The sequence below is a fragment of the Nitrosophilus kaiyonis genome (assembly GCF_027943725.1).
Taxonomy (GTDB): domain Bacteria; phylum Campylobacterota; class Campylobacteria; order Campylobacterales; family Nitratiruptoraceae; genus Nitrosophilus_A; species Nitrosophilus_A kaiyonis.
This window is the reverse complement of the sequence record NZ_AP025696.1, coordinates 1584423-1608899: the sequence shown is the minus strand read 5'-3', so window position 1 is coordinate 1608899 and position 24477 is coordinate 1584423. Positions and strand designations below refer to the sequence as shown.

The 24477-nt window shown below is 28.4% G+C and carries 28 protein-coding genes; 19 read left to right on the top strand and 9 right to left on the bottom strand.

The features are described from left to right. The first annotated feature begins 18 nt into the window (after nt 1-18). On the top strand, nt 19-564 hold the full coding sequence (locus QML81_RS08430; protein WP_281950990.1) for an ankyrin repeat domain-containing protein: 546 nt from the start codon (nt 19-21) through the stop codon (nt 562-564). Then, nucleotides 561-761, top strand: a complete 201-nt coding sequence (gene thiS, locus QML81_RS08425) for a sulfur carrier protein ThiS (RefSeq protein ID WP_281950989.1) — start codon at nt 561-563, stop codon at nt 759-761. The genes QML81_RS08430 and thiS overlap by 4 nt, the downstream gene beginning before the upstream one ends. Here the strand turns inward: thiS and acpS are convergent. Continuing rightward, complete coding sequence (acpS, locus tag QML81_RS08420) at nt 738-1103, bottom strand: holo-ACP synthase (RefSeq protein ID WP_281950988.1); 366 nt, start codon at nt 1101-1103, stop codon at nt 738-740. The two genes, thiS and acpS, sit on opposite strands and share 24 nt — an antisense overlap. 164 nt (nt 1104-1267) lie before the next feature. Between acpS and QML81_RS08415 the strand changes: the two genes are divergently transcribed. Beyond that, nucleotides 1268-2059 carry an MlaE family ABC transporter permease gene (locus tag QML81_RS08415; RefSeq protein WP_281950987.1) on the top strand — a complete coding sequence of 264 codons (792 nt, stop codon included), beginning with the start codon at nt 1268-1270 and terminating at the stop codon, nt 2057-2059. A 114-nt stretch (nt 2060-2173) separates the two neighbouring features. Here QML81_RS08415 and QML81_RS08410 read toward each other — a convergent pair whose 3' ends face one another. From QML81_RS08410 to QML81_RS08395, 4 genes are all read right to left on the bottom strand, one after another. After that, nucleotides 2174-2440: a hypothetical protein gene (locus tag QML81_RS08410; protein ID WP_281950986.1), complete on the bottom strand. Its 267-nt coding sequence runs from the start codon at nt 2438-2440 to the stop codon at nt 2174-2176. Between the two features lie 175 nt (nt 2441-2615). Further along, nucleotides 2616-3956: a DNA repair protein RadA gene (gene radA, locus QML81_RS08405; protein ID WP_281950985.1), complete on the bottom strand. Its 1341-nt coding sequence runs from the start codon at nt 3954-3956 to the stop codon at nt 2616-2618. 2 nt (nt 3957-3958) lie between these two features. Then, nucleotides 3959-4828 carry a signal recognition particle-docking protein FtsY gene (gene ftsY, locus QML81_RS08400; protein ID WP_281950984.1) on the bottom strand — a complete coding sequence of 290 codons (870 nt, stop codon included), beginning with the start codon at nt 4826-4828 and terminating at the stop codon, nt 3959-3961. Next, entirely contained in the window at nt 4829-5407 is a 579-nt protein-coding gene (locus QML81_RS08395) for a TlpA family protein disulfide reductase (protein WP_281950983.1), read from the bottom strand. 50 nt (nt 5408-5457) lie between these two features. On the opposite strand from QML81_RS08395, the gene QML81_RS08390 reads away from it, so the two are divergent. Both QML81_RS08390 and rny read left to right on the top strand, forming a co-directional pair. Beyond that, entirely contained in the window at nt 5458-6108 is a 651-nt protein-coding gene (locus QML81_RS08390) for a 5-formyltetrahydrofolate cyclo-ligase (protein WP_281950982.1), read from the top strand. Further along, entirely contained in the window at nt 6020-7588 is a 1569-nt protein-coding gene (gene rny, locus QML81_RS08385) for a ribonuclease Y (RefSeq protein WP_281950981.1), read from the top strand. The genes QML81_RS08390 and rny overlap by 89 nt, the downstream gene beginning before the upstream one ends. Before the next feature lie 205 nt (nt 7589-7793). Here rny and QML81_RS08380 read toward each other — a convergent pair whose 3' ends face one another. After that, on the bottom strand, nt 7794-8675 hold the full coding sequence (locus QML81_RS08380) for a cation diffusion facilitator family transporter (protein WP_281950980.1): 882 nt from the start codon (nt 8673-8675) through the stop codon (nt 7794-7796). 31 nt (nt 8676-8706) lie between these two features. Next, nucleotides 8707-9255, bottom strand: coding sequence for a hypothetical protein (locus tag QML81_RS08375; protein ID WP_281950979.1), 549 nt, complete (start codon nt 9253-9255; stop codon nt 8707-8709). Between the two features lie 271 nt (nt 9256-9526). On the opposite strand from QML81_RS08375, the gene cmoB reads away from it, so the two are divergent. The 4 genes from cmoB to QML81_RS08355 are packed head-to-tail and all read left to right on the top strand — an operon-like array spanning nt 9527 to nt 11893. Continuing rightward, nucleotides 9527-10429 carry a tRNA 5-methoxyuridine(34)/uridine 5-oxyacetic acid(34) synthase CmoB gene (gene cmoB, locus QML81_RS08370; protein WP_281950978.1) on the top strand — a complete coding sequence of 301 codons (903 nt, stop codon included), beginning with the start codon at nt 9527-9529 and terminating at the stop codon, nt 10427-10429. Continuing rightward, nucleotides 10426-11175, top strand: coding sequence for a TIGR01458 family HAD-type hydrolase (locus tag QML81_RS08365; RefSeq protein ID WP_281950977.1), 750 nt, complete (start codon nt 10426-10428; stop codon nt 11173-11175). Before cmoB ends, QML81_RS08365 begins: the two co-directional genes overlap by 4 nt. Then, nucleotides 11172-11510: an arsenate reductase family protein gene (locus QML81_RS08360; protein ID WP_281950976.1), complete on the top strand. Its 339-nt coding sequence runs from the start codon at nt 11172-11174 to the stop codon at nt 11508-11510. Before QML81_RS08365 ends, QML81_RS08360 begins: the two co-directional genes overlap by 4 nt. After that, nucleotides 11510-11893 (top strand): hotdog domain-containing protein, encoded by a 384-nt coding sequence (locus tag QML81_RS08355; RefSeq protein ID WP_281952038.1) that lies wholly within the window; start codon nt 11510-11512, stop codon nt 11891-11893. Before QML81_RS08360 ends, QML81_RS08355 begins: the two co-directional genes overlap by 1 nt. On the opposite strand, the gene QML81_RS08350 is transcribed toward QML81_RS08355, so the two are convergent. Beyond that, on the bottom strand, nt 11890-12483 hold the full coding sequence (locus QML81_RS08350; protein WP_281950975.1) for an MBL fold metallo-hydrolase: 594 nt from the start codon (nt 12481-12483) through the stop codon (nt 11890-11892). The two genes, QML81_RS08355 and QML81_RS08350, sit on opposite strands and share 4 nt — an antisense overlap. A gap of 21 nt (nt 12484-12504) precedes the next feature. On the opposite strand from QML81_RS08350, the gene QML81_RS08345 reads away from it, so the two are divergent. The 7 genes from QML81_RS08345 (at nt 12505) to QML81_RS08315 (ending at nt 19858) form a co-directional block, all read left to right on the top strand. After that, nucleotides 12505-13323 carry a ferritin-like domain-containing protein gene (locus tag QML81_RS08345; protein ID WP_281950974.1) on the top strand — a complete coding sequence of 273 codons (819 nt, stop codon included), beginning with the start codon at nt 12505-12507 and terminating at the stop codon, nt 13321-13323. A 96-nt stretch (nt 13324-13419) separates the two neighbouring features. Then, nucleotides 13420-14556, top strand: coding sequence for a DegT/DnrJ/EryC1/StrS family aminotransferase (locus tag QML81_RS08340; RefSeq protein WP_281950973.1), 1137 nt, complete (start codon nt 13420-13422; stop codon nt 14554-14556). Between the two features lie 14 nt (nt 14557-14570). Beyond that, nucleotides 14571-15521: a tetraacyldisaccharide 4'-kinase gene (locus QML81_RS08335; RefSeq protein ID WP_281950972.1), complete on the top strand. Its 951-nt coding sequence runs from the start codon at nt 14571-14573 to the stop codon at nt 15519-15521. Then, nucleotides 15484-16335, top strand: coding sequence for an acetylglutamate kinase (argB, locus tag QML81_RS08330; protein ID WP_281950971.1), 852 nt, complete (start codon nt 15484-15486; stop codon nt 16333-16335). Before QML81_RS08335 ends, argB begins: the two co-directional genes overlap by 38 nt. Before the next feature lie 229 nt (nt 16336-16564). Next, the gene (cutA, locus tag QML81_RS08325; RefSeq protein ID WP_281950970.1) at nt 16565-16879 is read left to right on the top strand and encodes a divalent-cation tolerance protein CutA; all 315 of its coding nucleotides are present in this window, start codon (nt 16565-16567) and stop codon (nt 16877-16879) included. Between the two features lie 36 nt (nt 16880-16915). Further along, a complete protein-coding gene (gene thrC / locus QML81_RS08320; protein WP_281950969.1) occupies nt 16916-18391 on the top strand; it encodes a threonine synthase in 1476 nt (491 codons plus the stop codon). A gap of 27 nt (nt 18392-18418) precedes the next feature. Continuing rightward, on the top strand, nt 18419-19858 hold the full coding sequence (locus QML81_RS08315) for a DNA recombination protein RmuC (protein ID WP_281950968.1): 1440 nt from the start codon (nt 18419-18421) through the stop codon (nt 19856-19858). A 4-nt stretch (nt 19859-19862) separates the two neighbouring features. On the opposite strand, the gene abc-f is transcribed toward QML81_RS08315, so the two are convergent. Beyond that, nucleotides 19863-21800, bottom strand: a complete 1938-nt coding sequence (gene abc-f, locus QML81_RS08310) for a ribosomal protection-like ABC-F family protein (protein ID WP_281950967.1) — start codon at nt 21798-21800, stop codon at nt 19863-19865. Between the two features lie 118 nt (nt 21801-21918). Here abc-f and QML81_RS08305 point away from each other — a divergent pair, with 118 nt between their 5' ends. The 3 genes from QML81_RS08305 to QML81_RS08295 are packed head-to-tail and all read left to right on the top strand — an operon-like array spanning nt 21919 to nt 24473. Continuing rightward, a complete protein-coding gene (locus QML81_RS08305) occupies nt 21919-23181 on the top strand; it encodes a M48 family metallopeptidase (RefSeq protein WP_281950966.1) in 1263 nt (420 codons plus the stop codon). Then, a complete protein-coding gene (gene prmC / locus QML81_RS08300; RefSeq protein WP_281950965.1) occupies nt 23171-24019 on the top strand; it encodes a peptide chain release factor N(5)-glutamine methyltransferase in 849 nt (282 codons plus the stop codon). Before QML81_RS08305 ends, prmC begins: the two co-directional genes overlap by 11 nt. After that, nucleotides 23997-24473 carry a DUF4149 domain-containing protein gene (locus QML81_RS08295; protein ID WP_281950964.1) on the top strand — a complete coding sequence of 159 codons (477 nt, stop codon included), beginning with the start codon at nt 23997-23999 and terminating at the stop codon, nt 24471-24473. Before prmC ends, QML81_RS08295 begins: the two co-directional genes overlap by 23 nt. Nucleotides 24474-24477 lie beyond the last annotated feature (4 nt).

Sequence of the window (24477 nt, the reverse complement as noted above, 5' to 3'; positions counted from 1 at the left end):
AGTGATAGGAAAAATATAATGAAAAAAATATTATTAATTTTAACTCTTGCTATCTTTTCATTTGCAGATAGTGTTAATGGTTGGACACCTTTGCATGAAGCTGTTTTTAATCATGATATTAAAAAGATAAAAGAGCTTTTGAAAAATGGAGTAGATATTGATGCAAAAAGTAAAGCTGGAATTACGCCACTTCATATTGCAGTTAAGATAAGAGATTTAGATGAAGTAAAACTGTTGATTAAAAATGATGCTGATATTGATATCCAAGATAATAATGGTCTAACTCCCCTTCATTATGCAGTTGGTCAAAGAAGATTAAATATTGTTAAATATTTAGTATTAAACGAAGCAGATATAAATAAAAAAAACAGTTTTGGTATAACTCCTCTTCATCAAGCAGCTTATACAGGGGATATCGATATAATAAATTTTTTATTAGATCACGGTGCTGATCCAAATTTAAAAAATAATCTTGGAGCAAATCCCTGTAACCTTGCTTATGCAAAGCACAGATGGGCAGTTGTGAATATTTTAAAGTATGTAACAAAGGGGGAGTGTAAATGAAACTTATAGTGAATGGTGAAAAAAAAGAGTTTAAAGAGAATATTACATTGAAAGATATATTAAATGAATTGAAAATTGAAGATAAAGTTATGGCAATAGCAGTTAATATGAATATTGTAAAAAAAGAGAATTGGGATAATTATCATCCAAAAAATGGGGATAAAATTGAGATGTTAACATTTGTGGCTGGAGGATGACTCTATAACCGCAACAGCTATAGCAAATCCTCCATCATGAGAAATTGATAGTGAAGTATCACATATATTATATTTTTTTATAAATCTTTCGGGCAATTTGAAATTAACAGCGCCGCTTTTTTCTTTATAAAGCTCAATATCTTTAAAATTTAGCTCTTTTCCAATTCCTGTTTTTAAAGCTTTTGCGATAGCCTCTTTAGCAGCCCAGTATCCAGCTGCACTTTCAATTTTTTTAACCATTTTTATTTCATTATCATTTAAATATCTTTTTAATGCCTTTTCTCCAAACTTATCAATCATTTTTTTTATTCTTTCAATTTTTACTAAATCTACTCCTATCATAGTCACCTTTTTTGCTTTATTTTAACATTGTTTTGATAAAATTTGCTTAGAATTAGAAATAAGTTAAATTAGTTGAGTGGTTAAAAAAGTTAAAATGGTTGAGTTGTAATTTAATAAAAACTACTCAACTAAAATCCCAATTCCTAATTCCTAAAAGGTATTAAATGCAAGCAATATTTTATTATTTAGGTCTTCCTTTTGTTCAATTTTATAAAAGTTTAGAAAAATTTGGTGCTTTTTTAATATTTCAGATAAAACTTTTACCTCTTTTTTTTATACCTCCTTATAGATTTAAAGAGACATTTAAACAGATTGAAATAATAGGGGTAGGATCAATTTTTGTTATATCTTTAACTGCTCTTTTTACTGGGCTTGTAGAAGCTATTCAGCTTTATCACGGTTTTCATAAATTTGGAGCAGAGAATTTTATGGGATATACTATTTTTGTTTCTATTTCAAAAGAGTTAGGTCCAGTATTTGGTGCTTTGATGTTAGTTTCGCGTGCTATAAGTGCAATGGCAGCAGAACTTGGTACCATGAGAGTAACTGAGCAGATAGATGCAATAGATACATTGGCAATAAATTCAAAAAAATATTTAATAATACCAAGAATAATTGCAACAACTATATCTTTACCTCTCTTGGTTATTATGTTTGTTTTTATAGGAAATATTAGTGCATATTTTATATCTACAATGGCTCTTGGTGTAAATCCTACATCTTATAAAGATACTATTACAACATATCTTGAATTTAGTGATATTGGAACGGGTATTATTAAAGCTTTTGTTTTTGGATATTTGATTAGCTGTATTGGAACATATATAGGATATTTTACAAGAGGTGGTGCAAGAGGGGTGGGCCTTTCAACTACTAGAGCAGTTGTTTATAGTGCTATGACTATATTTGCAGCTAACTATTTTCTTTCAAGCCTATTTTTATATTTGGATTGGTAGTTTAGTTAAAAAAAAGTTGAGTGGTTAAAAAAGTTAAAAAGGTTGAGTAATAATGAAATAAAAACTACTCGACCACTCTACTACTTAACTACTAAACAATTTTAACTAACTATATCAATCACACTTTTTAATATCTAATTTTTTTAATAAATCCTCAAAAAAATCACCAGCTTTTTTGTCATAATCATCATGAAATTCTATAATATATTCTCCAGTTTCAGTTGTTTTAGGTTCAACTGTGATTTGAGGAGAAATTTTATGAACCGCTATCAAATCATTTACGAAATTACATATAGCTTTTTTCTCTTCTAAATTATCATAATCAATTTCTAATCTTGCATATCTCTCTTCCATTTGTATATGAGCTTTTGGCTTACTCATAAAAACTCCTCATTTGGTTATATTTGTTAAAAAAGTTAAATTGGCTTAGTTGTTTTTTTGTTGAGTGGTTAAAAAGGTCAAAATGGTTGAGTAGTAGCGAAATAAAAACAACTTCACTACTTCACTACTTAACCACTTAACCATTTTAAACCGTCTTAACTAAATTTATATCAATCTACATCCAATCTAAAATCTTTGAAACTTCATCAACAATATAACATTTTATTTGTAAATTTTCAACAGGATTAGCAGGCGTAATAGCTTTTTTAAATCCTTGGGATTGGGCCTCTTTTAGTCTATTGTCCAACATACTAATTTCTCTAATATCACCTGTTAAACCAACTTCACCTAAAAATATTGTTTCACGATTAATGACTCTATTTCTAAAACTGCTTAAGATTGCTGCTATTACTGCTAAATCTGCTGCAGTTTCATTTATTTTAATTCCACCTGAAATATTTACAAAAACATCATATTGATTAAAGGGAAGTTCTAACTTTTTTTCAAGTAATGCTAAAAGCATTGTTAATCTATTTGAATCAAAGCCTGTTGCACTTCTTTTTGGATTTGCATATCCACTTTCACTTACCAGTGCTTGGACTTCTATAATTAATGGGCGAGAGCCTTCCATAATAACAGTAAGGGCAGAACCAGCTTGAGTTTTTTTCCTATTGAAAAATTTACTTGAGATATTTTTTGCACTTACAAGACCTTTTTTTGTCATTTCAAAAATTCCAACCTCACTAATACTTCCAAATCTATTTTTAAAACCTCTCAAAATTCTAAGATCTTTTGAAGACTCCCCTTCAAAATACAGCACTGTATCTACCATATGTTCTAATACTCTAGGTCCTGCAATTGATCCCTCTTTTGTAATATGTCCAATAATAAATATTGATATCTTTTTTGATTTAGCAATTCTCATAAGCTCAAATGTTACTGCTCTTACTTGTGATACTGTTCCTGGAGCAGAAGTTACTTCTTCAGTATATATTGTTTGAATAGAATCAATAACCAATAGTTCATAATTTTGTGAAGAGATTTCAGATATTATATTTTCAAGTTTAATTTCTGGTAGAAGATATAAATTTTGATGATTAGCTTCAATTCTATTTGCTCTTAATTTTATCTGTCCAGCTGACTCTTCAGCACTGACATATAATACTTTTTTACCTTTTTTTGCAATATTTGAGCACATTTTTAATAAAAGTGTTGATTTTCCAACTCCTGGACTTCCCCCAATTAAAACCAAGCTTCCAGGAACAATTCCTCCACCAAGAACTAGATCTAGCTCTTCATCATCTGTTGAAAATCTTGTTATTTGATCCTCTTTTATTTCTGTAATAGGAGAGGCTTTAAATGTTGATAGAGTTTTTGTTTTTTTAATAAAATCAATCTGCTCTTCATTTAATTCTATAAATGAATCCCATGCTCCGCAATTAGGGCATTTGCCCATCCATTTGCTGCTTTTAAATCCACAAGCTTGACACTCAAAAAATTTTTTCTTTTTTGCCATTTTTATTCTGCTTCAAAAATTGCATCTAAAATAGTATCTACATACTCATTTGGATCAAATTCTATTAAATCTTCCATTTTTTCACCAACTCCAACATATAAAATAGGAAGTTTTAATTCATGGCTTATACTAATTATTGCTCCACCTTTTGCAGTTCCATCAAGTTTTGTGATAATAATTCCATCAACTCCTACCATCTCATTAAATGCTTTTGCCTGATTTATAGCAGAATTTCCTTGTGTACCATCTAAAACAAGTATTTTTCTATGTGGAGCTCCTTCCATTGCTTTTGAGCATACTCTAACTATTTTTTTTAGTTCTTCAGCTAAGTTTGATTGAGTATGAAGCCTTCCAGCAGTATCAATTAAAACTCTATCAATTCCTTTTGCTTTTGCAGATTCAATTGTATCGTATGCTACTGCTGATGGGTCGTGTCCTTGTTTTGTAAAAACTATTGGAACATTTAAAATTTCAGCCCACTTTTTAAGCTGATCAATAGCTGCAGCCCTAAAAGTATCTGCAGCTCCAAGCATAACACTCTTTCCCTCATTTTTATATTTGTAAGCAAGTTTAGCAATAGTAGTAGTTTTTCCAGCTCCATTAACTCCAAGTATTAATTCAACAAAAGGTTTTACATCTATCTCTTTTTTCTCAACTGGTGTAAAAAAATATAAAAGGTCATTTTTTAATACTGTTCTGTTTACTTTTTGAGGTAGGGATTCAACTATCTTTTCAACTATGTCATATTCAACATCAGCTTCAATTAATATCTCTTCAATCTCTTCAGGTGTGGCATATTTTTTCTTTTTAGGGGAAACAGATTTTATATTATCAATAGTCTTTTTTAGCCCTTTTTTTAAAAAACCAAACATTTATTCTCCTAAAATATTTTTTATATCACTAACTATCATCTCTTCAGGTACAGCACCTAAATAGTGAGTTTTATATTTTCCATCTTTAAATATTACCATCAATGGTATAGGCATATTCCTTGGAGCTTGCACTGCAGCATAAATGATTTTAGCTATTTCAAAATTGTCTTTTGAATTAGAAACAAAATAGTTTATTTTAAACTCTTGAATAAATCTTTTTAACTCGCCAATATTTTTATCTTTTTCTAATAAAATTCCTATTATTTTTATCTTATCACCAAATCTATTTTGTATATTTACAAGATGAGGAATTTCTGCTTTACATGGTGGACACCATGTGGCAAAAAAATCAAGCATTACAATTTTATTATCTAAATTTTCAATTTTTATACCATTTTCATTAACTTTTATAGATATTTTTGAACCATTTATATCCTGTAACTCAAGTTCAAATTTTTTCTTTTCATTAGATTGCTGTTGTGATTGTTCTGCTTTTTTGATTTTTTGGCTCTCTTTAGAGCATCCTGTTAATAAAAAAACAGCTAAAAAAATAGTAAAAACAGATTTTATATATCTCATTATATTCCTTTTGATAAAATATTGTAATTATATATTATTAAGGTTAAAAAATGGCTGTTTTTAATAATAAGAGTGAATTTAGAAATTTTTGTTTAAAAAAACTAAATTTAATTACATCATATGAAAGAAGAGTATTTAGTAAGAAAATTAATCAAATTATAGAAGATATTATTATTTCAACTAATGTAAAAAATATACTTTTTTATATGCCGATGATACATGAGCCAGATATAAGAGTACTTTTTAAAAAATATAGAAAAAACAAAAATCTATTTCTTCCATTTATGGAAGGCAAAAGTTTTAAAATGGTAAAATACAGATTGCCTCTAAAAACCAAAAAATTTAATATAAAAGAGCCTGCGAACTCTTTTTATAAATTATCAAAACTTGATATTGCTATAGTTCCTGTTATCGGGGTAGACAGGGACTTTAGAAGAGTAGGATTTGGAAAAGGGATGTATGATAGATTCTTTGCAAATCTATCATATAGACCATTGATAATATTTGTAGAATTAAAAAGATGCTTAACATATTCTAAAATTACAGATAGTTATGATGTTTTAGGAGATTTATATATTACCCCGAAAGAAATAATTATAAGAGGGGAATCGGATGTGGGTAGAGATATTGGTAGGAAGTTCTGCCGCTATAATAAGTGGCGCTGCAGGATATTTAATAGCAAAAAAAGTAGAAAAAAGTAAATTTGAACTTTACGAAGAGCAAGCACGTGCAAAAGCTAAAGCTATAGAGCATGAGGCTGAGATTGTATTACAAAATGCAAAAATGAAAGTTCAAGAGGCTGAACTTGCAGTAAAAAAAGAGTATGAAGATAAAGTTGAAAAACTTCAAAATGAGTATGATAAACGTTTTAAAGAGCTTATGGAGAAAGAAGAAGCTCTAAAACAGATGTTTAAGGATGAATTAAAGCATATTACTTTAGAGAGACAAGAGATTAAAGCTGAAAGAGAAGAGGCTTTAAATCTAAAAGAAGAGGCAAAAAGATTAGAAGAAGAATATAAGAAAAAATTAGCAGAAACGATAAAAATCCTTGAAGAGCATGCAGGTTTAACTTTGGAAGAAGCAAAAGAGCTAATTCTTAAAAAAGCTGAAGAGGAATCACGTGCGGATATTGCACATATTGTTAGAAAATATGAAGAAGAGGCAAAGAGAGAGGCAAAAAGAAAAGCAAACTATATTTTAGCTCAAGCAACAACAAGATATGCTGGAGAATTTGCGGCTGAAAGACTTATAAATGTTGTAAATTTACCAAGTGATGATTTAAAAGGAAGAATTATTGGTAAAGAGGGTAGAAATATTAAAACTCTTGAGATGCTTTTAGGAGTAGATATCATAATAGATGATACCCCAAATGCAATAATTTTAAGTTCATTTAATCTATATAGAAGAGCAATAGCTACTAAAGTTATAGAGCTTTTAGTAGAGGATGGAAGAATTCAGCCAGCACGCATAGAAGAGATTTATGAAAAAGTTAAAAATGAGTTTGACCAAAAACTATTAGAAGAGGGTGAAAATATTGTTATTGATCTTGGAATTGGACAAGTTCATCCAGAAATATTGAAACTCATTGGAAGATTGAAATTTAGAGCAAGTTATGGACAAAATGCACTTGGACATTCATTAGAAGTTGCATATCTCGCTGGAATTATGGCTGCTGAAATGGGTGGTGATGAAGTTTTAGCAAAAAGGGCTGGACTTTTACATGATATAGGAAAAGCTTTAACCCATGAGTATGCAGGAAGTCATGTTGATTTGGGAGCAGAAATTTGTAAAAGATATAAAGAGAATGAAGTTGTAATTAATGCGATATATGCACACCATGGTCATGAAGAGCCAAAAACTGTAGAAGCTGCAGCAGTTTGTGCTGCTGATACTCTAAGTGCTGCAAGACCTGGGGCTAGAAGAGAGGTATTAGAAGCTTTCTTAAAAAGAGTCCAAGCAATAGAAGAGATAGCTTTAAGCAAAAGAGGAGTTAAAAAAGCTTATGCTATAAATGCAGGAAGAGAAGTAAGAGTTATAGTTAATGCTGAACTTATCAATGATGATGAAGCAGTTTTACTTTCTAAAGAGATAGCAAAAGAGATAGAAAATTCTGTTCAATATCCTGGTGAAATAAAAGTAAATGTTATTAGAGAAAATAGAGCTATAGAATTTGCAAGATGAGCAAAGACAAAAGCCGAAGGCTTTTAGGAGGATAACTGCTTATCCTCCGTGTCTTTGCGAAAAGCTGCGAGTATATGTGAGTCCAAAATTCAAGGAATTTTGTGGCGAACATCGAGCAGCTGGTTTACATTGAAGCAAATCAAGAAAGCAAAGCGAGCGAATTTACAATTATTTTTTAGCTTTTTTATGGACTATTGACTATCGACTAATGCTCATGCATCTCAAAATCATCATATGGATCTAAATGTATTGTAAAATGCCATCTTGCATTTGGATCAATCTTTTTTATCTCCTCTTCAATTCTATCAGAAACACGATGTGCTGCTAAAAGAGAAATATCAGGAGTAAAAACAATATGAACATCTACAAAATTATCACTTCCAGATTTTCTTGTTTTTAAATAATGGTAACCTGTGACCTCTGGCTGATTTGTTATAACATCTTTTATTTTTTCAACAATTTCTTCTTCTAAAGATACATCAAGGAGCATTAAGGTTCCCTCTTTTATAAGCTCATATGCCTCTTTTATAATATAAAGTGCTATAGCCATACCAAAAATTCCATCTATAAAATGCCAATTTGTAAAATATATAATTGCTAAGGAAATTAAAACCGCTGAATTTGAAAAAAGGTCAGTTTTATAATGCAAAGCATCAGATTTTACTACCATATTTTTAGTTTTTTTATAAACTCTGTTTAAAAATATAACAAGTCCACCTGTTAATATAATTGATATTATCATTACTAAAATGGAGCTATCTAAATATTCTATCTTTTTGTGCTCTATGATATTAATCAAGCCTTTGTAAAATATAAATAATCCAGAAATTGTAATAACTGTTCCCTCAATGACAGCTGCTAAAGCTTCTATCTTTCCAAGACCATAGTTAAATTTTTCAGTTGGTGCTTTTTCTGCTTTTGAGAGTGCAAAATAGTTAAACATAGAAACTGCAATGTCAAGAATTGAATCTATTGCACTTGCTAAAACAGCAGCAGATCCACTTAAAATTCCAACAACAAGTTTAATAATTACCAATATTGTTGCAACAGCACTTGCAACTACTGTAGCACTTTTTTGAAGAGTCATTATATCCTTTCAAAATTTTTTGAAATAATAACTAAAAATTTCTTAAAACATTGAGTATATCATTGATATTAGTTGATATTAAATCATATACAGTTTTTATTTCAAAATTCTCAGGCTCAAAATAGTCTGATACAACTTTTAATATTATTGCCTCTTTTTTATAAACTTTTGCAGTTTTATAAACTGCACTTCCTTCCATATCTCCAAGATCAGTTTTTGCATTATGCAGAGGTCTTGATGAAGTTGTAAGAGAAGAGTTTTTTAAATTTTTTAAATCATTTAGAAAATATACTGCTTGGGTATCTTTATCAATAATTTTGTTTACATTTACAAGTTTTGCAATTGGTAAATTTTTAGTTGCTCCTGCAATTCCTATACTTAAAACTTTATTTGAAAAACTGTTATATTTTGTAAAAATATGAGAAAGGGATATTGCAGTTAAAATTTTTCCTATTCCAGAAACTATAAGAATGTACTCTTCATTTTTATATATATTAAAAAAAGGATCATCAACTTTTTTTAAATTTAAAAACTCTATAATTGGTTTTGCTTCAGCATAAAGAGCAGTATGGATGAACATTTTTTCCCTTAAGTTTTTAATAAATAGTTTAGCAAAAAAATTTGTCAAACAGTTAAAAAAGTCATTAGTCATTAGTAATTGGTGAGTGAGGTGAGTGAGAAAGTAGTATATTGGTGTATTGGTTATTAGTATATTAGCGTTAAATATAAGTGTGAGATTTGAATGCTGAGTTTTTCTATCACTAAACCCTTTTTCTTCAGTCTTTAACGTTCTCCTTTAATCCAATAACCAATATACCAATATACTAATTACCAATCATAAAAGGATTCCTGTGGATATTGAGAAAATTAAAAAAGAGCGCCAAAGCTGGTTAAAATGGAAAAATATCGCACCTTTAAGAGAAAAACTTAAAAATTTACCAAATATAGAAGTAATAGAAATAGAGTTTAAAGATATTATAAAGATAAAAGGTGAAGCAACAAAAGAGCAGTTTTTGTTTATAAAAGAGTTTGCACTTGAACTTCGTCCTTGGAGAAAAGGACCTTTTGATGTTTTTGGAGTATTTATAAATAGTGAATGGAGAAGCTATATAAAATATAATCTTTTAAAACCCCATTTTAATTTAAAAGAAAAAAGTGTAGCAGATATTGGATGCAATAATGGGTATTATATGTTTAGAATGTTAGAAGAAAGCCCAAAAGAGATTGTTGGGTTTGATCCATCACCACTTTTTAAAACACAGTTTGATTTTATAAATTTTTATATTAAAAGTGATATTAAATATGAGCTATTAGGGGTTGAGCATCTTCCATTTTATGGTAAAAAGTTTGATGTTATTTTTTGTCTTGGTGTTTTATATCATAGAAGTGATCCTATTGCAATGTTAAAATGGCTAAAACAGGGATTAAATGAAAATGGAGAGGTTTTTTTGGATACATTTTACATTGAAGGAGATGAGCCTATTGCTTTATGCCCAGAAAAAACATATTCCAAAATTCCTAATGTGCATTTTGTACCAACTATCAAAGCTTTACAAAATTGGTGCAAAAAGGCTGGATTTGAATATTTTGAAATATTGGCTAAAAAGCCCACCACATTTGAAGAGCAAAGAAAAACAGAGTGGATTTTAGGAGAGAGTTTGGAGAATTTTTTAGATAAGGAAAATCCAGATTTAACAGTTGAAGGATATCCTGCACCAAAAAGAGTCTATGTAAAGTTAAGGAAAGAGAGATGATAAAAGGTATTTTACTTGATATTGGAGGGGTTTTGTATGAAGGTGAAAATGTAATAGATGGAGCTATTGAGGCTTTGAATGATTTAAAAAAGAGCTATAAAGTAAGGTTTTTATCAAATACAAGTAGGATTCCTCCAAAAAAGCTTTATGAAAAGTTAATCAATATGAGATTTGATATAAATGAAAATGAGATATTTACAGCTTTAAGTGCTGCAAAACTATTTTTAAAATCACAAAATGCAAATGCTTTTGTAATAGCTACTGATGAAGCAAAAGAGTATTTTAATGATTTAGATAGTGAGATAAAATATGTTTTAGTTTGTGATGCATATAAAAATTTTACATATGATGCTTTAAATCAAGGATTTAGATATCTTGAAAATGGAGCTGGGTTTTTAGCTACAAATATAAATAGATACTTTAAAGATAGTGATGGATTAAGCCTTGATGCAGGCGGATTTGTAAAATGTTTAGAGTATGCAAGCTCTAAAAGTGCTAAAGTTTTGGGTAAGCCAAATTGTGAATTTTTTAATTTGGCCATAAAAAGTATGAATTTAAAAAAAGAAGAGGTTTTAATGATTGGAGATGATATTGAAAGCGATATTTTAGGAGCAAGAGCCTGCTGGATAAAAACTGCTATGGTAAAGAGTGGAAAATATAAAGAGAGTGATTTATTAAAAGGAAAACCAGATATTTTGATAGATAGCATAAAAGATTTACCTAAGATATTAAAGGAGTTAGTATGAAAGTTTATGGGATAAAAAATTGTGGAAGTGTAAAAAAGGCTTTAAAGTTTTTAAATGATAAAAATATGGATTATGAATTTATAGATTTTAAAAAGAGTCCAGTTGGATGTGAAAAGGTAAAAGAGTGGTTAAAGAGTGTTGATATTAATACTCTTTTTAACAATAGAGGGACAAAATATAGACAGTTAAAACTAAAAGAGTTAAATTTAGATGAAAATAGAAAAATTGAATGGTTATGTAAAGAAAATCTTTTAATAAAAAGACCTGTTATTGAGTTTGACAATGACAAGGTAGTTGTAGGCTTTGATGAAGAAAAATATGAGGAGATTTTTTGATGGATATTAAGACACATAAAAAAATAGATGAGAGATTTAGTGGAAAAGTTATTGAATTAAAGAATAATTATTCTAAAGTTTTACTAAAAACAATTCCTGAGATGGTAGCTGATGAAGAGGGGCTTGTACATGGAGGATTTACATTTAGTGCGGCTGATTATGCCGCTATGGTTGCTGTAAATGATCCTTATGTTGTTTTAGTTGCAGCAGATGTTAAATTTACTGCTCCTGTAAAAGTTGGAGAAGAGGTTATTTTTGAAGCTAATCTGATTGAAAGAGATGGGAAAAAATCAAAAGTTGAAGTTGTAGGAAAAGTTTATGAAGTAAAAGTTTTTGAAGGTGTTTTTAAAACCTATTCTCTTGATAAACATATTCTTAGTTAAATAGCTTTTAGCCAATAATCAACATATCTTTGCTCTTCTTTTATAGTTGTTGGACCTCCATGTCCCGGATATACTGGCTTATCGTAAGGGATATTTTTAAATTTTATAAGTGAATTTTTCATATCTTGAGGATTGGAGTAGGGCAGATCGACTCTTCCTATACTTCCTTTAAAAATAAAATCTCCACTAAACCAAGCCTCATCAAACTCTATAACACAGCATCCAGGAGTGTGTCCTGGAAAATGTAAAAATCTAAATTTAAAATCTTTTATCTGTATAATATCTTCATTATCGATTAACACATCTGCATGAGATTTTGGCATGCCTAAATTAAACTGATCAATTTCTAAAAGAAATGCATCTTTTTTATGAATATATATTGGAATATTATATATTCTTTTTAACTCTGCATTACTCCATACATGATCAAAATGTCCATGAGTATTCAATATTGCAACAGGATTTTTTACATTTTTTTCTATCCAGGGAGTTGCACCCATCCCAGGGTCTATTATAATTTCATTTTCATTTATTGATAAAATATAACAATTTGTTTGATAATCGCCCATTGGTCTATATTTTAGATTCATTATTATCCTTTAGGAGCTATTATGGATTATTTCAAAAGTTTAGAAGAGATAATTTTAACATCAAATCCTTATAAAAAGATAGAAAAATTTCAAAAATTTTATAAAGCGTATATAGAGGATAAAATAGAAAAAGAAAAAAGTTATACTCCTTTAATTTTTGAGATACCTTCATATAGCAATTATTGCAAAATAGTTGATCCCAAAGAAGTGCCAAAAAGAAGAAGATTAGATAAAAAAGAGGGAAGATCAATACTGCTACATGCTATAGCACATATTGAATATAGTGCTATAGATTTGGCTTTAGATGCTGCATATAGATTTAAAAATTTGCCAAAAAATTTTTATGATGATTGGTTGGAAGTTGCTAATGATGAGTGTAGACATTTTTTAATGATTGATGATCTTTTAAAAGAGATCGGATATAAATATGGAGATTTTCCTGTGCATAGTGGACTTTTTGAAGCTGGGAAAAAAAGTTTGAATTTTATAGAGAGAATGGCAGTGGTTCCAAGATATCTTGAGGCAAATGGACTTGATGCAAATCCTAAAATAATAGAAAAACTTAAAAATTTTGATGATGATTTTGCAAAGAGAATGGTTGATGCGTTAGAAATAATTTTGAATGAAGAGATTGATCATGTGAAAAAAGGAGATTATTGGTTTAAATTTGCTTGTGAAAAAGAAAATATTAAAAATATAAGTGAAAAATATTTTGAAATTGTAGAAAAAATTTATCCAGGAACTATTCATAGTAAAGGTTTTTTAAATATAAAAGCTAGAAAAATTGCCGGATTTAGTTGTAATGAAATGAATTTGTTATCGAAAAAAATTATTTGTTGAAATTCTTTAGTTTAAAAATTTTTACTAAATTTAGAAGTTCTAATTAAGCTTTATTTTAGTATAATCATAATAACGATTTAGAAAAAGGAGAAAAAAATGGCTAAAGAGATCCCTTTTTATATTCCTGATATAGGAAATCAAGAGTTAGAGGAGATAAAAGAGGTATTAAGTTTAGAGGGTGAATCTAAAATAGAAAAATTGGAAAAAGATTTTTCAAAATATGTAGGTAGTGAGTATGCATTATCAACATCAAGCGGTACAGGAGCTCTTCATCTTTCCATGACTGCTATTGATTTAAAAAGAGGAGATAAAATAATCTGTTCAGTAAATGCTTTTCCAAATGTACCAGAAGTTGTCAGACATTTTGATGCAGAGCCAATTTTTGCTGATATTGATAGTGAAGATTTTAATATAAATCTTGATGCATTAGAAGATATTTTATCAAAGAATAGATCAAAAAAGCTAAAAGGAGCCATAATAAATCATGTTGGTGGTCAGCCGACAGATCTTGATAGATTATATGAAATTGCAAAAAAATATAATATTTTAATAATCGAAGATGCAAGTGAGGCTTTAGGAGCTACTTATAATGGACAAAAAATAGGTTCAACGGGAGCAGATATAACTACATTTAGCTTCAATCCACATTTAAGAGAGTCTGTTTGTAATGGTGGTATGTTGGTTACTGATAATGATGAGCTTGAAGAGAGAGCAAAACTTTTAAGAAATCATGCTATTGTTTCAGGAAAATGGAATAAAGATGGAAGTTTAGGATATATCTATGATGTAGTTGATATAGGTTTAAAATATGATATGAGTGAATTGGAAGCTGCATTTAATCATGCTCAGCTTAAAAAAGTAGATAAGCATATAAAAAGAAGACAAGAGATAGCAAAGATATATGATAAAGAGCTAGAAGGTACACCTCATATCTCTTTACCTATTAAAAAAAGAGAGCATACTTATCAGCTTTATATAATTAAGATTGACAAAAACAGAGATTCATTTGCAAGAGAACTTGTAAAAAGAGGCGTTTATGTTGGACTTCATTATATCCCTCTTCATTTATTAAGTTATTATAAGCAAAAATATAATTTAAGAGTAAATGATTTTCCAAATGCATTAAGAAACTATCAGCAAATATTGTCAATTCCAATTCATGCAAAAATGAGTGATGATGATGTATATTATGTAATAGAGCAGATTAAAGAGGTTGCAAAAACAAGAGTTTAATAAAAGTTTGAAGTTTGAAGTTTGAAAATTTAAATAGTTGGATAGAGGGGTATTTTTATAACCCTTCTATTTTACAAAGAGCTGTTTCAATTTTATTTCTTCCACTAACAGCTATTTATTGCACAGTAGTTATTACAAAAAGAGTGCTTTGTAAATCAAAAGATTTTGATATTCCCATTATATCTATTGGAAATCTAACAGTCGGTGGTAGTGGTAAGACTCCATTTTTGATTGAAGTTGCAAAAAGATATGAAGATGTTTTTGTTATATTAAGAGGTTATAAGAGAGAGAGTAAAGATATAATCATTGTAAGCAAAAATGGAGAAATATTAACTGATGTAAAAAAAAGCGGTGATGAAGCAATGCTAATTGCAAAAAGTTTGCCAAAAGCTTCAGTTATTGTCTCCAAAGATCGTATAAAGGCCATAAGGCTTGCCAAAGAAAATAAAGCAAAAGTAATATTTTTAGATGATGCATTTCATAGATGTGAGATAAAAAAGTTTGATATTTTAATAAAAAGGAATTTGAAAAACAGTTTTTGTCTTCCAAGTGGTCCATATAGAGAGCCAAAAAGTTTTGAAAAATATGCAGATTTGGTTGTAGAAGAGGGTAAAGATTTTAAAAGAGTTGTTAATATTTTAAATCCAACAAAAAATATGCTCTTAGTAACTGCAATAGCAAATCCAAAAAGATTAGATAAATATATTCCTAAAAATATAAAAAAGATCTATTTTGAAGATCATCACTTTTTTACAAAAGAGGAGATTAAGGAGATAATAAACAAATTCCATCCAACATCTTTGCTAGTTACGCAAAAAGATGCTGTAAAACTTGAAAATTTTAATTTGAATCTATCAATTTTAGATTTAAAATTAAAAATAGATAGAAATATTTTAAAAAAAATAGACAAATATATAAAGGATTATTATGCAAAAGAAAATACAGACAGTTCAAACGCTTCTTGATGCATTGCCTTTTATAAAAGATTTCAGAGATGAGATATTTGTTATAAAATATGGAGGAAGTGCACAAATTGATACTAAATTAAAAGAGAAGTTTGCTAAAGATATTCTTTTAATGTATTTAGTTGGAATAAAGCCTGTAATAGTACATGGTGGAGGCAAAAGAATAACTTCTATTTTAGATAGACTCAATATTCCAACAAAGTTTATTGATGGACAAAGAGTTACAACCCCAGAAGTTATGGAAATAGTAGAAATGGTTTTAAGTGGAGATATAAATAAAGAGATTGTTAGTTTATTAAATAATCATGGTGCAAAAGCTATTGGAATAAGTGGCAAGGATGCTCATTTTATAACAGCTAAGCCAAAAGATTTTGAAAAGTTTGGATATACCGGAGTTATAGAAAAAATTGATCCATCAGTTGTTTTTAATCTATTAGAGGAAAATTTTGTTCCAGTAATTGCTCCAATTGCTGCAAGCGATGAGTTAAGTCATCCCGGATATAACATAAACGCTGATTTATGTGCAAGTAAGGTTGCTGGAGCCCTAAAAGCCAAAAAGGTTATATTTTTAACAGATACTCCAGGTGTTTTAGATAAGGAAGGAAACCTTATCTCATCTTTGAATGAAGAAAAAATAGAAAAATTAAAAAAAGACCAAACAATAAGTGGTGGAATGATTCCAAAAGTTGATGCTTGTATTGAAGCGATAGAGAGAGGTGTTGAAAAAGCTCATATAATTGATGGAAGGGTAGAACACTCTATCTTGCTTGAAATTTTTACAAGTGCAGGAATTGGAACGCAGATTGTTAAGTAGATGAGTAAGATGAGTTAGAAAGTGAGAGAGTTAGAAAGTTAGATAGTCATTAAGTCATTAAGTCATTGGTCATTAGTGAAATAAATTTAATGACTAATGACAAATTATGTCCATATTCTTAATATGTATCAAAAATTGTTAAATTTTTAAATGGCTTTTAAATATTCGAAACTTAATGACTAATGACACTAATTACTACAAATGTCCAATGTCCAATTTAGGAGTTAAAATGAGCTATATTTTAGTTTTATCCACTGCTTCAAATAAAGAAGAAGCTAAAAAGATAGCTAATATTTTGGTAAAGGAAAAATTGGCTGCTTGTGTTAATATTATTGATAATATTTTTTCAGTTTATGAGTGGAAAAATGAGATTTGTGAAGATAATGAAGTTTTAATGATTATAAAAACTAAAAAAGATAAATTTGAAAATCTTTCAAAAAAGATAAAAGAGATTCACTCCTATGAAGTTCCTGAAATTATAGCTTTAGATATAACAGAAGGAAGTAAAGAGTATTTAAATTGGATAGATGATATATTAAAATAGTATGTTAAAATTTCAAAAAATTTTAAAAGGATTTGGATGAATTTTATAGAAACAAGAGGAAATGACGGAGTAAAACCAGTTGAAGTTAGTTTTAGTGAAGCTATTTTAAATCCAAGTGCAAGTTTTGGTGGGCTTTATGTTCCAAAAAATTTACCTACATTAAAAGAGGATTTTTTAAAAAACCATATAAATAGTTCATATAAAGAGTTGGCATTTGATATTTTAAAAAGTTTTGATATCGATATAGAAGATGATTTAATAAAAGAGGCTTTAAATCTTTATGATAAGTTTGATGATCCAAAAAATCCTGTTCCTGTAATAAAAGTAGAAGAGAATTTATACATTAGTGAGCTATATCATGGGCCAACAAGAGCTTTTAAAGATATGGCTTTGCAACCATTTGGATATATTTTATCTTCATTAGCCAAAAAAAGAGGCGAAAATTATCTTATTTTAGCAGCAACAAGTGGAGATACAGGTCCAGCAACGCTACATACTTTTAAAAACAAGCCAAATATTAAAGTTGCATGTTTATATCCAGAGGGTGGGACAAGTGATGTTCAAAGACTTCAAATGGTAACCGAAGATGGAAAAAATCTAAAAGTTATTGGAATTATCGGCGATTTTGATGATGCACAGACAGCTTTAAAAAATCTTTTAGCTTCTAAAAAATTTAATGAAATCCTAAAAGAAAAAGGTATAAAACTTAGTGCTGCAAATTCTGTAAATTTTGGAAGAATTATTTTTCAAACAATATACCATTTTCACAGCTATTTAGAGCTTGTAAGACAAGATGAGATAAAAATAGGAGAACAGGTTAATTTAATAGTTCCAAGCGGTAATTTTGGTAATGCTCTTGGTGGATATTATGCTAAAAAGATGGGACTTCCTGTTAAAAAGATACTTATTGCATCAAATGAGAATAATGTTTTAACTGAGCTAATTAAAAATGGAAGATATGATTTAAGGAATAAATCATTGATTAAAACAACATCTCCAGCTATGGATATTTTAAAATCATCTAATGTTGAAAGAGTTCTTTTTGATAAGTTTGGAGCAAAAAGAACAAAAGAGTTAATGGATAGTTTAAATGAGAATAACTACTATGAATTAACAAGTGAAGAGTTAAAGGAGCTTCAAAAAGATTTTGATGCTGATTTTAGCAGTGATGAAGAGATAAAAAAGTATATCAAAGAGTATGCACTTGAAAAAAATTACTTAATGGATCCACATACAGCAACAACTATAAAACTTTATGAAAAATATAAAGATGAAAAAAATATTGCATATTCAACTGCAGAGTGGACAAAATTTGCTCCTACCGTTTTAAATGCATTGAATGAAGATAATAAAAAATATAGTGATTTAGAAGCATTAACTACTATTGCAAAAAGACTTCATATTATGATTCCTGTAGTTATAGAAGAGCTTTTCAATAAACCAATCATTCACGATACTGTGGTTGAAAAAGATGATATTGAAAAAGAGATTTTAAAATTTTTAGAAAAGTGATTTTTGGAGTTAGAAAAAAGGTAATAAATGTTAATTATAGAAATGTTACTCGGCGTATTGATTATCTCTGTTTTATTAACTTTTATTTTTTTAAAAAAAGAGATAAATAAATTTAAGATAAATGAAGAGTTATTGACAAAAAATTTTTATGAGTTTGGCGAAAAATTATCAAAAAATTTTGAAGAACAGAAAAATTTTTTACATCAAAAGTTAGAAAAAATTGATGAAAAACTTTTTTTAAATGCTAAAGAGAATCAAGAACAAATCACAAAAAATATAGAGCTTTTCAATAAAATAGAAAAAGGTATAAGTGATTTTAAAAATGATATGAAAAGTTCATTGGATAAACATTTTTATGAATTTTCAAATGCTCTAAAAAATCAGAGTGAAAAACTTAATCAAGATTTTATTTCATTAAATAACGGTATTGAAAAAACTTTAAAAGAGAGTTTTGAAAAAAATAATCAAATATTGCAAGAGATTATGGATAAAAATTCAAAACTTTTTATAGACTCTTTAAATTCTCAAAAAGATTTTAAAGATGAAATATCAAAAGCTTTAAAGGTAAATTTTGAAGAGTTAAATAGTAAAGTTAGTTCAAATCTTGAAAAGATAAGCAACAAGGTTGATGAGAGATTGAAAGAGGGTTTTGAAAATGTTGATAAAACTTTCAAAGATATAATAACCGGTATTGCTAAAATTGCTGAAGCTCAAAAAAATATAGAAAATTTATCTCGTGAGGTTGTAAGTTTACAAAATGTTTTAAGTGATAAAAAGAGTAGAGGTATTTTTGGAGAGGTTCAGTTAAACTCTATTTTAAAATCCATCTTTGGAGAAAACAGAGAGCTTTATGATATTCAATATCCATTGAAAGATGAGGGAGAAAAAGTTATAGCTGATGCTGTTATAAAAGCTCCTGAGCCAATTGGTTTAGTTGCAATAGATTCTAAATTTCCATTGGAAAACTATACAAAAATGATTGAATCAAATAGTGAAAATGATAAAAAAAGATATGAAAGAGAATTTAAGCAAAATCTTAAAAAACATATTAACGATATATCATCAAAATATATTATAAAAGGCAAAACTGCTGATATGGCAATTTTGTTTTTACCAGCTGAAGCTATATTTGCAGAAATTAATGCTTATCATCAAGATATTATAGATTATGCTAGAAAAAATAGTGTATGGATAGCAAGCCCAACAACTTTAATGGCACTTTTGACAACAGTTCAAGCTATTGTTAGAGATGTAAAAACTCAAGAGCAAGCCAAAAGAATTCAAGAAGAGCTTAGAAAGCTATCTAAAAATTTCAAATTATATAAAGAGCGTTGGGAAAAACTTGCACGTCATATTGATACAGTTAATAAAGATGTTAAAGATATACATGTAACTACTAAAAAGATATCTGATGAGTTTGAAAAGATTGAAAAAGTTGAGTTTGAAGAGAAAAGCTTATTGGAGTAAAATTTTAAACTCCATTTTCTATTCTTTCTCTTTTCTCTTCAAGTTCCAAATATTTTTCTACTAACTCTTCATACTCATTTTTAAAAGATTCTAATTCATTTGCTAAATTGTTAATACCTTTTTCTTCATAACATTTAGGATTTGCCAAACAATCATTTATTTCTTTTAGTTTTTCTTCAAGCTCTTCTATTTTTATAGGAAGCTCTTCTAAAAGCCTTTGTTCTTTATATGAGAGCTTTTCTTTTTTTATTTTAATTCTTTTCTTTTTTGGTTTTTCAATCTCTTTTTCAAAATTTTCTAAATTTTTTAACTCTTTTTCAATTGAGAGATATTCTGAATAGTTTTGATAAGACTCTTCAATATATCCATTTCCATGGAAAATAAAAAGCTTTGATGCCAATTTATCTACAAAATATCTATCATGACTAACAAAAATTACAGCGCCACTGAAATTTTGAATATACTCTTCTAAAATATTAATAGTTGGAATATCTAAATCATTTGTTGGTTCATCTAAAATTAAACAATCTACTTTTTTTGTAAAAAGAAGAGCAAGAGCGACTCTGTTTTTCTCTCCTCCACTTAATACTCCAATTTTTTTATCTAAAAACTCTTTGGGAAATAAAAAGTTTTTTAAATATCCATATACATGCATATTTTTGCCCTGAACTTCAACTCTATCTCCACCATTTGGGCAGAACGTTTCAATTAAATTTTTATTATCATCAAGCATAGCTCTATGCTGATCAAAATATCCTATCTTAAATTCACCTCTTTTAATAGTCCCTGAATCTGGTTTTATTTCACCAAGTAAAAGTTTTAAAAGTGTAGATTTTCCGCTTCCATTTTTACCAACTATAGCAATTCTATCTTTTTGTAATATTCTAGCAGTAAAATCTTTGATTAGAAGTTTATCGCCTAAAGACTTGCTTACATTTTCAAGCTCAAATAGCATTTTTTTCTTGTTTATACCATCTTCACGGTTAAAATGTTTCTTTTCACGCTCTAATTCAAGTTTGATTTTTCTTATAAGGCTTGGATTTTTCTTTGCTTTTTCTCTAAGTTCTAATACCCTTTTTTTTCTTCCTTCATTTCTTTTAATTCTTGCTCTAACTCCTCGTCTTAGCCACTCCTCTTCCTGTTTTAAAAGTCTTAGCAGATTTTCGTGCTGCTTTTGCATCGATTTTAAAAGTTCCTCTTTTTGCTCCAAATAGCTACTATATCCACCTTTAAAACTTCTAAGTTTACACTCATCTATCTCTATTACTCTTGTGGCAATATTATCAATAAAATATCTATCATGTGAGATAAATAGAAGTGTAAATTTTTCTTTTAAAATCATCTCTTCTAAAAATTCAACCATATAAACATCAAGATGGTTTGTTGGTTCATCAAGTAAAAGCAAATCTGGCTTTTGAAGAAGAAGTCCCGCTAAAGCAACTCTTCTTTGTTCTCCTCCGCTTAATATATTTACAGGTCTATTTTCATAAATTTTAAGATCAAATTCTTGTAGGACTCTTTCCACTTTATCTTCTAAATTCCAAGCATTATGAAAATCTAAAAAATTGGCTAAATTGTTTAAAGATTCCAATAGATTTTTATTATCAGGATCTTTAGCTAATAGTGATGCTATCTCTTCATATCTTTTTTTTGCCTCTTTTAATTCTTTTAGCTGATTTTCGATCTCCTCTTTTACAGTGATATTTTCATCAAATTTAGGTTTTTGTGGAAGCATTTTTATCTTAATATTTTGTTTTACTCTTCTCTCTCCCTCATCAAAATCTAAAGTTCCTGCAACTATTTTCATCAAAGTAGATTTTCCACTTCCATTTTTTCCAACAATAGCAACTCTTTCATTTTCATCTATATAAAAATCCACATTACACAATATTTTTTGCGCTTCAAACTGTTTTGAGATAGATTTTAAATCAACTAATGCCATTTATCACCCTTTTCTAAGAAAACAACTTAAACTTTAAAAATAGTTTAAATTGACATGCAATTTTAACTTATCTTTGATACAATATCAAAAAAATTTGATAAAAACATTAAGGAAAATTATGATTATGGCGATTTCGATAATATACTTTATATATGTATTAATAAAAGTATATCTTTCAGTTATGCAAGCTGGATATGTTTTAAAAGCAAAAAATCAAAAGCCAGTATTGATGCTTCCTTCTAAATTTATAAAATCAGCAAGATATACTGCAAAAAAAGAGAAAATTGCAATTGTAGAAACTATAGTAGAATATCTTCTTTTTATCTTTTGGATAGGATTTGGTTTAGAGTGGCTAGATAAAAATATTGTTATTGACAATATAGTTTTAAAATCAGTCGTTTATGTTGATATTTTCTTGGCAATAAACTATATTGTAGGACTACCTTTTGATTATTACCAAAAATTTGTACTTGATGAAAAGTTTGGATTTAATAAATCCACTTTAGCTCTTTTTATAAAAGACCAGATAAAAGGTATTTTGCTGTTTTTAATATTTGGCTCATTAATAATAGCTGCTGTAAGTTATATTATTTTAAATTTTCAAAACTGGTGGATTTGGGGATTTTTATTTGTATTTGGAATAATTATTTTAATAAATGCTATTTATCCAACTTTAATTGCTCCAATATTTAATAAATTTAAACCTTTAGAAGATAAAGAGCTTGAAAAAGATATTCATTCTCTTTTAAATAGAAGCGGTTTTAAATCAAAAGGTGTATTTGTTGTAGATGCAAGCAAAAGAGATAATAGATTGAATGCTTATTTTGGCGGGCTTGGTAAAACAAAAAGAGTAGTTTTGTTTGATACATTAGTAAATAAATTATCTAAAGATGAATTGCTTGCAGTTCTTGGTCATGAACTTGGCCATTTTGTAAATAAAGATATACTAAAAAATATATTTATGATGGCTATTATGATGTTTGCTCTATTTTTTATTTTTGCAAATCTACCTCAAGAGCTGTTTACACAAATTGGTATAAGTAATCAGCCATATACAATTATCACTCTATTTTTACTTTTAAGCCCAGTTTTTACATTTTTCTTTATGCCATTAATTAGCTTTGTTTCTCGTAAAAATGAGTATGCGGCTGATAATTATGGTGCAAGTTTAACATCAAAAAGCTCATTAAGAAATGCACTTTTAAAGCTTGTAGAAGAAAATTCTCAATTTCCGCTTTCACATCCATTTTATATCTTTTTTTACTACTCTCATCCACCAATTTTAGAAAGACTTAAAAATTTAGGCTTTCAAGAAGATGAAGAGACATCTAAAGAGGCTTTGAGAGAAAAATGCGTTACAGAGGAAGAGCTTGACAATTAAAAAAGCCTTAGATTTAGGAAAGATTGCTTTAAAAGATGTGGCTCAAAGACCTGCATTTGAGGCTGAAATATTACTTAGTCACTTTTTAAAGATGGATAGGGTAGGGCTTATTTTAAATTCCCAAAAAGAGATAAGTCCAAATATTTTATCTTTATATATAAAAGCTTTAAAAAATAGGAAAAAGCATTTTCCAATAGAGTATATTACAAAAAAGGTCTCTTTTTATTCAGAAGAGTTTTATATTAACCAAAGAGCTCTTATACCAAGACCAGAAACTGAGCTTTTAATAGATGAAGTTTTAAAAAATGTTGAAATTGAAAAAAAATATAATATAGCAGAAATTGGCACAGGTAGTGGAGTTATCTCCATAATTCTTGCTTTAAAATTAAAAAATTCTAACTTTTTTGCAACAGATATATCAAAAGATGCTCTTGAAGTAGCAAAGAAAAATATTGAAAAATTTAAACTCACAGATAAAATTGTATTAAAAAACTGTTCTTATATTGATTGTTTAGAGGAAAAAATTGATATTTTAGTATCAAATCCACCATATATTTCAAATAGTTTTAATTTAGAAAAAAATGTTTTATATGAGCCTCATAATGCTTTATTTGGTGGGGAAAAAGGAGATGAGATTTTAAAAAAGATTATCGATATTGCAATAGAGAAAAAAGTTAAACTATTAGCTTGTGAAATGGGATATGATCAAAGAGAATCGATATCTAAATATTGTGAAGAAAAAGGTTTAAAACCAAAATTTTATAAAGATTTTGCAGGTTTTGATAGAGGATTTGTAATAAAAATAGGGGGAGAAGATGAAGATTTTAAAATGGGTTGATATAATTTATATAATACTTATTGGTATTGGTTTAGGCGATGTATTGGTATTGGGTTCGATTGTTGCACCTACGATTTTTCATAGTGAAATATATTTGCAAAAAGAGATACTCTCTCATTACCAAGAGGGGCTTTTAATGACAGCAATCTTTTTGAAAAGTAATTATCTGCTAAATTTTATTGCACTTTTTATTATAATTAGAGAAGCTTATAGCTTTAAACTTTTTCAAAGAGATAAAATAACAATTGCTGCTGCAATGACTGCTGTTTTTGCAATATTTATGTTTAGCTTTTATTATACACCTGATATTTTGGCTTATCAAGCAGCTGGTGAAGAGATGACAAAGAGTGAGATTTTTGATAAGATTCATAAAGGAAGCGAAATAGATTTTGGACTGTTGGCTTTCTCTTTATTTGCATTACTATTTAGAAAGGTTCAACTATTAATGAAATAATTTT

Coding starts and splice junctions, on each gene's coding strand:
- QML81_RS08295 (WP_281950964.1), top strand. CDS start 23,997: ATGAAGATTTTAAAATGGGTTGATATAATTTATATAATACTTATTGGT.
- QML81_RS08350 (WP_281950975.1), bottom strand. CDS start 12,483: ATGAATCTAAAATATAGACCAATGGGCGATTATCAAACAAATTGTTAT.
- thiS (WP_281950989.1), top strand. CDS start 561: ATGAAACTTATAGTGAATGGTGAAAAAAAAGAGTTTAAAGAGAATATT.
- QML81_RS08340 (WP_281950973.1), top strand. CDS start 13,420: ATGGCTAAAGAGATCCCTTTTTATATTCCTGATATAGGAAATCAAGAG.
- radA (WP_281950985.1), bottom strand. CDS start 3,956: ATGGCAAAAAAGAAAAAATTTTTTGAGTGTCAAGCTTGTGGATTTAAA.
- QML81_RS08365 (WP_281950977.1), top strand. CDS start 10,426: ATGATAAAAGGTATTTTACTTGATATTGGAGGGGTTTTGTATGAAGGT.
- abc-f (WP_281950967.1), bottom strand. CDS start 21,800: ATGGCATTAGTTGATTTAAAATCTATCTCAAAACAGTTTGAAGCGCAA.
- acpS (WP_281950988.1), bottom strand. CDS start 1,103: ATGATAGGAGTAGATTTAGTAAAAATTGAAAGAATAAAAAAAATGATT.
- QML81_RS08315 (WP_281950968.1), top strand. CDS start 18,419: ATGTTAATTATAGAAATGTTACTCGGCGTATTGATTATCTCTGTTTTA.
- QML81_RS08410 (WP_281950986.1), bottom strand. CDS start 2,440: ATGAGTAAGCCAAAAGCTCATATACAAATGGAAGAGAGATATGCAAGA.
- rny (WP_281950981.1), top strand. CDS start 6,020: ATGTGGGTAGAGATATTGGTAGGAAGTTCTGCCGCTATAATAAGTGGC.
- cutA (WP_281950970.1), top strand. CDS start 16,565: ATGAGCTATATTTTAGTTTTATCCACTGCTTCAAATAAAGAAGAAGCT.
- QML81_RS08415 (WP_281950987.1), top strand. CDS start 1,268: ATGCAAGCAATATTTTATTATTTAGGTCTTCCTTTTGTTCAATTTTAT.
- QML81_RS08380 (WP_281950980.1), bottom strand. CDS start 8,675: ATGACTCTTCAAAAAAGTGCTACAGTAGTTGCAAGTGCTGTTGCAACA.
- QML81_RS08390 (WP_281950982.1), top strand. CDS start 5,458: ATGGCTGTTTTTAATAATAAGAGTGAATTTAGAAATTTTTGTTTAAAA.
- QML81_RS08430 (WP_281950990.1), top strand. CDS start 19: ATGAAAAAAATATTATTAATTTTAACTCTTGCTATCTTTTCATTTGCA.
- thrC (WP_281950969.1), top strand. CDS start 16,916: ATGAATTTTATAGAAACAAGAGGAAATGACGGAGTAAAACCAGTTGAA.
- ftsY (WP_281950984.1), bottom strand. CDS start 4,828: ATGTTTGGTTTTTTAAAAAAAGGGCTAAAAAAGACTATTGATAATATA.
- argB (WP_281950971.1), top strand. CDS start 15,484: ATGCAAAAGAAAATACAGACAGTTCAAACGCTTCTTGATGCATTGCCT.
- QML81_RS08345 (WP_281950974.1), top strand. CDS start 12,505: ATGGATTATTTCAAAAGTTTAGAAGAGATAATTTTAACATCAAATCCT.
- QML81_RS08395 (WP_281950983.1), bottom strand. CDS start 5,407: ATGAGATATATAAAATCTGTTTTTACTATTTTTTTAGCTGTTTTTTTA.
- QML81_RS08355 (WP_281952038.1), top strand. CDS start 11,510: ATGGATATTAAGACACATAAAAAAATAGATGAGAGATTTAGTGGAAAA.
- QML81_RS08305 (WP_281950966.1), top strand. CDS start 21,919: ATGATTATGGCGATTTCGATAATATACTTTATATATGTATTAATAAAA.
- QML81_RS08375 (WP_281950979.1), bottom strand. CDS start 9,255: ATGTTCATCCATACTGCTCTTTATGCTGAAGCAAAACCAATTATAGAG.
- QML81_RS08360 (WP_281950976.1), top strand. CDS start 11,172: ATGAAAGTTTATGGGATAAAAAATTGTGGAAGTGTAAAAAAGGCTTTA.